Here is an 8,766-nt window from a genome sequence, read left to right on the forward strand (position 1 = left end):
AGGCCGATAATCTTGCCAGAGAGGCTGTCGGCCAACACGGTCTCCCGCTTTTTGATTAGCTGCGGATCAAAGTTGCTTTGACGATCCTGTGGGGTGTCGATCTCGAAAGCCCCCGCTGAACTTTTAATCGTTTTGCGGCCTTTGCCGTTGCGTTTGTTGCCACCTTTGCGCTGCTCGTCGTCCAAATGAGCTTCCATCTCGGCCTGAAGGGCCGACTCAATGAAGCTTTTGAGCATCGGAGCGAAGGCTCCATCCTTTCCAAACAATGACTCTCCTGATTTAAGTTGAGCCAAGGCTTTTTCTTGCAGTTTATCTAGTTCTTTTTGTGTCATGATTTGCCTAAGTTAGTAAGTTTTAAGTTACCAAACCTAGACAGAGTTAGATTTACACTCTCATCTGTTCCACGGCGGAACGATACCATTCATTCGTGCATAAGCTATTGATTGTCCCACGTGCTCACTTTTATGGGTAATCAGCTGCAGTAACACCGCCTGACCGTTTACGGTATTGCCGTACATTTGTGTTTCTTCTTGTAGCTTGGAATCCGGCATTTCTTCAATTGCTCCTTTAACATGCTCTATGGATCGCTTCAGGATATCCACCACTTTTTCCTTACCTGTTATGGACTCAATATTTTCTACATCCACGTCATCAGGAGCAGGAATCCCAAATGAACTCTCCAGGTAATAATAATTGTAGCGCGCAATATGAGTATATACCTCTTCTACAGACATTACCCCATCGTCAGGACGCCAAGAATATTTTTCAGCGGGCATTGCTTCCGCCAGTGCAAGTACCCGGGAGGCATAATCAAAATGCCCGTTAAACTGATCCTTGAAATTATTGGTTTCCTGTGCTTGGAGTGGTTGTATCCAACACAATACCACTAATATCGATAACAAAACTCCTTTACATTTTTTCATAACAGATCCTTTTTATTGGGATTTAAATCTTTGGTCATTTATTAATCATTAATTTCTGCTGCCATTCTTTTTCTGAGCCTGTCCATTGGGATCGGGCTTATTAAGTTCTCTGAAAAATAATTCCATTGAACTTACCAATAATTCTTTATCCACTTCACTAATAGGATGATCGGTTTTAGGTAAAACCATCAGCTCAGCATTATCTGTTTTCTGAAAAATTTCAACTGTCTCACTGAGTCCCGCCGTAGTATCCCCATCCCCCACATGGAATCGCAGGGGACAGTTTATATATTTCCATTCTTCCGATTTTATTTCCGGATGTACGCCCAGATACTGCAGCATATCCCGGGTGCTGTTAACCACACGTTCCCATCCGGACAAATGTCGTTCTTTAAGCTGCTTGGCAAAATGCGGCACTTTTTCTTTTATCTTATTGGGATGCAGATATTTACACTCCCGTTCTGCTATTGCTTCATCCCACTGCATTATGGTTCCCAGTGTTGCCACCCTTTTTACTCTTTCGGGATAATCTTTTGCTAAAACCAACGCAACATATCCGCCCATACTGTACCCAAAAAAATAAGCCTGTTCTATCTCGTGCTCATCCATATATCCTAACACATTTTCTACAAAATATGATATCCGGAAAAGACTGTCCGTAGGACCGGCATCGCCGTGACCTTCAAAATTAAGGCGATGAACTTCAAAGTGTTCTTTTAGGTCAGGAATTAAAAAATTAAATTGCTCCAACGTACCCAGTGCACCGTGAAGCAATATTAATGGTATGTTCTCTCTATTATTCATGATAATCTACGTTAAACTCATATTAGACATTGGGTACTGAAATAATCAGGATGATCCTACTTTTAAACTCTTTTTTATATAGCAATGTTCTAAGATAATATCATTATTTATTAAAGATTGTATATCAATTCTTGTTTTAAACAGTCTATAAATTTCTCGATCTGCAACTTTCATATCTCTTATTGCGTATCTCTTTTACTATGAGATTTATTATTTCACTCATATTATTCCTCTTTTTCCAGAACATTTCTATTGCTCAACCATCATTTACGATTGAGGGTACAGTCGTTGAATCAGAAAATAATAATCCGATTCCTCTTGCAAGTATTGGGATCCCCGATCTCAACATCGGTACAGCATCACGCATGGATGGTTCGTTTTCACTAACCCTATCACAAGAACTACAAAAAGATACGCTACAAATTTCAGCTATTGGGTTTCAAACAAAAAAATATGCTATTCCCTCAATTAAAAGTAATCAAGATATCATCATTCATCTTGCTCCCAAAACCTACCAGATGGAATCAATAACGATTACAGACAGAAAACAAAAAACCAAGTGGATCGGCAAGAAATTCCCTCCCATATTGAGTGCATCTTTAGGTATTCGTACCCATCCTGAACGACTCGGTGCCGCCTTTGCTTTTAAAATTAACTGGGATAAACAGTTACCGTTACATATCCTTTATTCCCGCATCTTTCTAAAAAGAAATACCAATACTCCTGTTCATATTCGCTGCGGTCTTACAGAAGTAGATCCCGAGACAGGTATGCCGGCGCATCTTCTTATCCCAAAAAAAGTAGCTATAACAACAACCACACAGAAGGGATGGGCAACATGTGACTTTCGGGATCAAGATCTGTATATGGACTCCCAGGAATTTTTTGTTGTATTTGAATGGTTAACACCGCAGGATGAGCGGGTTATTCCCATGATTGCTACGAACCCATTTTTTAAGTCGGATACCTATATTCGTCACCACTCCTTGGCTGAATGGAAAAAATCATCCACCGATTTGATTTACAGTGTTAAAGTAGAATATTAGATTGACTATCATCAGTTCTTTACCGATGACGAAACGAACGATGTAACTCTTTTACCTTAACCGCCAATTTCGGTACTGATTACTCTACTTCAATATTTAACAGCAGTACCGGAAGAGCTCACATCATATTAATTTAATAGTTAGTTAATTATTAAAAGGCGCTGATATACACTATTCATCTCAATTCTATTCATCCCTCGGCCGTGGCACATATAGATAATATCCTCCCGAGGTGTAAACCATCGATAAACTTGTTCTTTTGGATTAAGGTTTTAGCAACCCCTCTTGCCATTGCAAATTCCAGATATCGAGTGGATCATCTTTCGTATTTACACGATTGCGATCTTCAAAAAACACTTCATTTACTTTCTAAACCAGTACCGAACCAAACGGTTTATCCCCCCCCGATTCAACTGCTTTTTACCAACTAAACACCGCGTTGCAAATGGATTAAACCTTAATATGTAATCATTATATGCCTTGGGCCACCTCTTTTCCTTGTTGGAAGGCCTCCTGTAATGAAGCGGTATCAATAAATACCCACCAAATAACAATTAATACTAATCCAAGAATTATCATTTTATATCGATACTCCCTGTACTTCTTAAACAAACTCATGATGAATAGTAAAATTCCACCTAATAAACTTAAATCTACTAATAATCCCCCAATAAAATCCATAACGAACCGCAATTATTAATGTTCTCTGTTAGATATAGTATAAAAGTATTATCGATAATATCTGTTAATATTCAAATTTTCTATTTAGTCTGATCTATTTTTATTGATACTGTTTTCCTTTGTATCCCAAAGGATTGGAATACTTACCCGTTTATTTTTCTGATCCCAGTTTATAGAAACTCTTTCTCCGTTAACCGTTACTTTTTTAGGCCGGTTATTTACATTATGAATAATCAACTCAATATTTTTTTCTGATGAAGTATACTTCTCACCAATTTCAGCTCGAAACGAGAAATTTAGATTATTTTGATCTTTTGCTCCTTCAAATGTTAGCAACTCATACTTTTCCTTTTTAACAGCTCCTCTTGTCAGTCCATCATCATTATACATCTCCGAAGTTGAATAATTGACATCTTCATCGGCATAATAATGTAAAATCAAATCGTCGCCGGTGTATTCCTTTGCGTTTTGCACCGGACCAGTCATCGGAATAAATGCACCTCCTCGAACGTAGATAGGGATAGTAGTATCATTTAAGGCAACAGTCTTTCTTTGGCCGCCATGGTATTTTTCATCCGTATAGAAATTATACCAATTTGATCCATCCGGGAAGTATACCTCCTTTTCTATTTGACCAGATTTGACAACCGGTGCTACCAGAAAATCATTTCCCCATAAGTAGGCATCATCGTAATGATATAATGATTCATTTTCCGGCTCTTCAAAGAACAGCGGACGCATCAGCGGTGCCCCGGTTGTATGATTCTGATACACTAAGTGATAATTATACGGTAACAGTTGATTGCGCAGCTCAATCGCTTTTTTTGATAATGCTTTAGTGCTGTCACTTCGGAATACAGGTTCACTCGGGACGGCTTCCTGGGCATGTGGACGATAGATCGGTTGAAAAACACCGTATTGCATCCATCTGACATATAGCTCGTCATCCAGATTAGCTCCCGCAAAACCACCTAAATCACTGTGCATATATCCAATGCCCTGCATCCCCATCTGTAGCGAAATTTCGGGCTGACTTTGCAGACCACCCCAACTGCGAGATACATCGCCCGACCACGGAATAATACCATAGCGCTGAGAACCGGAATATCCGGCACGCATTAAAATAAAGGGACGCATATTTGAATCGTATTCATGAAAAGCCTCATCCACTAATTTCGCCCATTGGTGTCCGTAAATATTATGAACCTCGTTAGCCGTTCCGGTGGCATGGACTGCTTCTTCGGGATGTACTTCCGGCTCCCCCAAATCACCCCATATTCCGGTAACACCCATTCCAAGTAATTCTTTATAAATATTCTTAAACCAATTGTATCCCTGCTGATCAAACACATCAATAATACCGGTATTGCCAAAAAAGAAATCAAAGGTAAGTGGTTGACCTAATGAATCTTTAGCTAACACCTCTTCCTCAACAGCTTCATCCCAACGTTTGGATGTCGTTTGTACGTAAGGTTCTGTAATTAAAATAGTCTCTATATTATCATGCTGTAAATTACTAATCATCTGCTGCGGCCTTGGAAAGGAATCCGCATGAAATTCAAAATTTCCCATATTTCCTTTCATCTCCTTTCCAAACCAAAAGAGGTCTAAAATAATAGCATCGAGTGGAATATGTTCTTTCTCAAACAGATTAGCAGTTTCCAACACTTCTTTCTGCGAATGATAGCCAAATCGGCTTGAATAATTCCCCATCGCCCAGCGCGGCAACATCGGTTGTTTACCTGTTAGATCCGTATAGTGATCAATAACATCCATCCATGAACTACCACTAACTATCTGGTAAGTCATTTGTCCAGTGATTGTTTCATATGCAAGCGTATTATTTGCTTGGCTGTCCATATCCAAATAACCGATCGGGGCATTATCAAAATGCACCAAATATTGTTTAGAGGATAAAACTACTGGCATGGTGTAATTGAGAAGCTCACTTTTCTCACCATAGCCATAATGTGCTTTATTGTAAAGCTCCAACCGGTGTCCACGCCTTTTCATATTCAGTGCCCGAGCTCCACCACCGTATAAGGCCTCTTCTTCGGATATATTAAAATCTATTGTTTTTAATGAATCCTTCTGAAAACCATTCTTCTCCGAAATAAGTAAGCTATCATCCTTATAATAGGATATCCGCAAGGGCGACTTTCGAATCTCAACCGATATACTTGGAGATGAAAGCTTCACAAACGAATCTGACTGGGTAACGCTCACCTTTACCTCCTGAGGATCCATAACCACGGCATGAGATTCATCCTTATACTTTTGATTATTCGGTATAAAAGAGGTTTCTACAATATTTGATGAATAAAATACCAACCGATAGGTACCGTCACTGACGTGAATCTCATAATGATTTTCTTTTTCGGATATACCCTTAAATTCACGATCAACGGACTGGGAAAGTGCGGACTGAACATTGAAGACCAACAGAAGCAGAAATAGTACTTTCCTCATCAACTTATACCTGGGTGAATATTTATTGATTACTGAGTTTGAAGGTAGGATTATTTAATCCACAGTACCAATACTTTTTGCTGGCCCGATCCTATCACTTTAATAAATTTGTGAACTTCGGCAATTAAGAAATGATCATGGTTCAATTAATTCAATCTTATCAATCATCAGCTCAAAATCCTGCTCTTTCTTGTTGCCGATCAAAAAGCCAAGTTCCTGGATGATATCGTGATTATAGTTCGGCTGATCTAATCGCCGGCCCCGAAAAGTAGGATATAAATCATTGAGTAAAATGGTCATTTCCTGCCACTCACCGGTGGTTTCAAAATAAGTGACATATGAATGGGAAGACTGCTGATCGTGCTTTATCCTGAACTGATATCGTTTACCGTCCCCCTTTAATCGAATGTTTATTTTATTTTGCGGATCCACTTCCAGACCAACAGGTAAAAAGCGAACCGATGAAAAACCTCCGTTATTTTCCAGTGATACAGTTCCGCTAAATCGCCCGTAGCCCTCTGGGCTAAGATTGATTTCTCCCTGCGAACGGCCCCCCATCACCACATCATCTACAATTTTCCAATTTTGAAGGCTGGCATTCTTATTAAATTCAAAGATAATCTGTTGCCGCATATCACTAATTTTCCATGTTTGTCTGACCCGTTGCAATCATCCAGTGATGACGTTGATGATGGGCTCCCTCAGCCAATAACCCAATGTATCCCAATGCTCGAATTTTTTTTACTTCGGATGCAATATCAGTCGTGCACCTCACAATCCAATCACCTTCATTCTTCTCGGCCTGCATGTCCCAGCTTTTCTCCTTTTTAAGCATGGTCGGATGCATTTTAAGTAATCTGTTTAATGCATCCTCAGCACGTTCTGTATTGGGCTTAACCATAATTTCAACGCCATTTTCAATCTCTCGCTTGGAAACTACTTCCACTTCTTCTGTAAAAGCCTTCATATCAAGCAGGTGTTGGCGTAAAGCTTCCAAATTAACCTCCGACCAATCAGTATCAGGGTTTGCTTCAAGTTTTTGGACTACTTCCTGAATAGTTCCGAAAACATCGTTTCCAGGTTCGGTAAGTGGGGTGTTATTTTGATGCATATCATGTTGCCCATAAGCAGTTCCTGTGATACCCAACATCATAAAAACAGCAATCCATTTGAGAACGAAAGTCGTAATTTTATGAAGCGACATTACTTTAGAAATTTTGAGATTTATTTAAATAAAGTTGTGTATAGTGTAAGAAATATTAGACCCTATAACGACATCCTATGTTTAAAGCACTTGGTATTGCCTGGTATTTTTAATTAGCAGATATTCCATCAAACGGAAGGTTGGTGGCGGGCAGGGAACCAGTAAGACGACATTGAGCCATAGAGCTCGAGCGCAATGATTGCCCCGCCCATTTGCCACCACCCGTGTAACCACCGGCAGCCACAGTAGGCTTCGAGCCAGTATGTAGGATGGATTTGGACACGGAAACCTTCTTCACTTCGAATGTAAATATAGGAAGCTATGAACACTATTGGTATAGATATTTCCAAAGAATGGGTTGACTGCTTTTGCTCCCAACAACAACAGCATAGAAGGTTGACAACAACCACAACGGATGGAAAGCATTAAAAGATTGGATAATCAATGAGGACGTCCATGTTATTATGGAAGCCTCCAGCCCTTATTACCTGGGATTGGCCAGCTATTTATATGAGCAAGGGTTAACAGTCAGTGTCGTAAATCCCCTTGTAGTCCGACGTTATGGACAGATGAAACTGACCCGAACTAAAACAGCCCCCAAAGATGCCGGATTAATTGCCCAATATGGTATTGATCAACAACCGGAGCTGTGGTGTCCGCCCTCTAAGGCCCGACAATCCCTAAAAAAGCTCATGAGCATGCGGGAAGGGCTACTGCGGCAGAAAGCCATTCTTACCGGTCAGGCCGAAGCATTTAACCAGAATAAAGATATTGAGCCCATGGTGAATGAGCTGAACCGGAAGATGCAAAAGGAGATAGAAGAAAACATTTTCCGCATTGATCGTCGCATGGAAACATTGGCTGAGAAGCATTACGAGCAGGTGATGGAAGCGCTTTTAACCATCCCTGGCATTGGCAAGAAAACAGCAATTGAACTGGTAACAGTGACCGATGGATTCGGTCGCTTCGATAGCGCCAGAACGCTGGCCAGCTACGTGGGCATTTGCCCGAGGATCTGGGAATCTGGCTCATCAGTCAAGGGACACGGAAGTATTAGCAAATTGGGTTGTCCACAACTTCGAAAGCTGCTATATATGTGCAGCTGGTCCGCTAAACGTAGTAACCCGGCCTGCAAGAAAATGTATGATCGACTAAAGCAAAAAGGAAAACCAGAAAAAGTGATTAAGGTAGCCATTGCTCATAAGCTGCTGCGACAGGCATTTGCTGTCGGGAGCAAATGTGAACCTTTTACAAAAGAAAAAGCATTAGCTGCTTGACTTTGAACACAGTTCATTGCGCATAAGCTGCACACGCATTACTGTTGAATTAGCAACTAACGAAAGATGAATTTTAAAACCAAGAGCGGCAAAGAATTGGCGAGGTGTGTCCGCTTGAATGCTATGACTTTGTCAAGTGTTATGCCGCACTTTTTTGCTTGTCAAACCTGGATGTATAATCCTTTTGGTAGGCTTGGCCACTATTCCAGATAGCACAGATAATTTTAATCATTTTGTTGATTAGATTATTGCGAACCACTGGCCACGGTTTCCCTTCATTGAGTTTTCGTTGTTTGTAGCAGGCAAACCGCTCATGGTGATGACTCACCGAACGGGCGACCATCGTCATACAGGATCGCATC

At 40.5% G+C, this 8,766-nt stretch carries 9 protein-coding genes and 1 pseudogene; 2 read left to right on the plus strand and 8 right to left on the minus strand.

Going from position 1 to position 8,766, the window contains the following annotated elements; all coding sequences use genetic code 11:
- The 3 genes from CK503_RS15680 to CK503_RS15690 form a co-directional block, all read right to left on the minus strand.
- A partial coding sequence (locus CK503_RS15680; RefSeq protein ID WP_176466333.1) for a transposase occupies positions 1-332 on the minus strand: 332 nt, incomplete at its 3' end.
- A gap of 60 nt (positions 333-392) precedes the next feature.
- Positions 393-923 carry a DinB family protein gene (locus CK503_RS15685; RefSeq protein WP_095607785.1) on the minus strand — a complete coding sequence of 177 codons (531 nt, stop codon included), beginning with the start codon at positions 921-923 and terminating at the stop codon, positions 393-395.
- 48 nt (positions 924-971) lie between these two features.
- Positions 972-1,727 (minus strand): alpha/beta fold hydrolase, encoded by a 756-nt coding sequence (locus CK503_RS15690; RefSeq protein ID WP_095607786.1) that lies wholly within the window; start codon positions 1,725-1,727, stop codon positions 972-974.
- A gap of 200 nt (positions 1,728-1,927) precedes the next feature.
- On the opposite strand from CK503_RS15690, the gene CK503_RS15695 reads away from it, so the two are divergent.
- Positions 1,928-2,773: a carboxypeptidase-like regulatory domain-containing protein gene (locus CK503_RS15695; RefSeq protein WP_095607787.1), complete on the plus strand. Its 846-nt coding sequence runs from the start codon at positions 1,928-1,930 to the stop codon at positions 2,771-2,773.
- 471 nt (positions 2,774-3,244) lie between these two features.
- Here CK503_RS15695 and CK503_RS15700 read toward each other — a convergent pair whose 3' ends face one another.
- From CK503_RS15700 to CK503_RS15715, 4 genes are all read right to left on the minus strand, one after another.
- Positions 3,245-3,454: a hypothetical protein gene (locus CK503_RS15700; protein ID WP_095607788.1), complete on the minus strand. Its 210-nt coding sequence runs from the start codon at positions 3,452-3,454 to the stop codon at positions 3,245-3,247.
- An 84-nt stretch (positions 3,455-3,538) separates the two neighbouring features.
- Positions 3,539-5,923 (minus strand): glycoside hydrolase family 31 protein, encoded by a 2,385-nt coding sequence (locus tag CK503_RS15705; protein WP_095607789.1) that lies wholly within the window; start codon positions 5,921-5,923, stop codon positions 3,539-3,541.
- A gap of 135 nt (positions 5,924-6,058) precedes the next feature.
- Entirely contained in the window at positions 6,059-6,556 is a 498-nt protein-coding gene (locus tag CK503_RS15710; RefSeq protein ID WP_095607790.1) for a CIA30 family protein, read from the minus strand.
- A gap of 4 nt (positions 6,557-6,560) precedes the next feature.
- On the minus strand, positions 6,561-7,127 hold the full coding sequence (locus CK503_RS15715) for a hypothetical protein (protein ID WP_095607791.1): 567 nt from the start codon (positions 7,125-7,127) through the stop codon (positions 6,561-6,563).
- A 407-nt stretch (positions 7,128-7,534) separates the two neighbouring features.
- Between CK503_RS15715 and CK503_RS15720 the strand changes: the two are divergent.
- A pseudogene (locus CK503_RS15720) lies at positions 7,535-8,404 on the plus strand (IS110 family RNA-guided transposase); the annotation flags it as partial.
- 139 nt (positions 8,405-8,543) lie between these two features.
- On the opposite strand, the gene CK503_RS16185 reads toward CK503_RS15720, so the two are convergent.
- A partial coding sequence (locus CK503_RS16185) for a hypothetical protein (RefSeq protein ID WP_176466334.1) occupies positions 8,544-8,766 on the minus strand: 223 nt, incomplete at its 5' end.

Source organism: Fodinibius salipaludis, assembly GCF_002287075.1.
In the GTDB taxonomy this organism is placed as follows: Bacteria; Bacteroidota; Rhodothermia; order Balneolales; family Balneolaceae; genus Fodinibius; species Fodinibius salipaludis.

Bases quoted from the DNA above. Each gene is read 5' to 3' on its own strand.
- CK503_RS15695 (WP_095607787.1), top strand. From the start codon at position 1,928: ATGAGATTTATTATTTCACTCATATTATTCCTCTTTTTCCAGAACATT.
- CK503_RS15710 (WP_095607790.1), bottom strand. From the start codon at position 6,556: ATGCGGCAACAGATTATCTTTGAATTTAATAAGAATGCCAGCCTTCAA.
- CK503_RS15715 (WP_095607791.1), bottom strand. From the start codon at position 7,127: ATGTCGCTTCATAAAATTACGACTTTCGTTCTCAAATGGATTGCTGTT.
- CK503_RS15705 (WP_095607789.1), bottom strand. From the start codon at position 5,923: ATGAGGAAAGTACTATTTCTGCTTCTGTTGGTCTTCAATGTTCAGTCC.
- CK503_RS15685 (WP_095607785.1), bottom strand. From the start codon at position 923: ATGAAAAAATGTAAAGGAGTTTTGTTATCGATATTAGTGGTATTGTGT.
- CK503_RS15700 (WP_095607788.1), bottom strand. From the start codon at position 3,454: ATGGATTTTATTGGGGGATTATTAGTAGATTTAAGTTTATTAGGTGGA.
- CK503_RS15690 (WP_095607786.1), bottom strand. From the start codon at position 1,727: ATGAATAATAGAGAGAACATACCATTAATATTGCTTCACGGTGCACTG.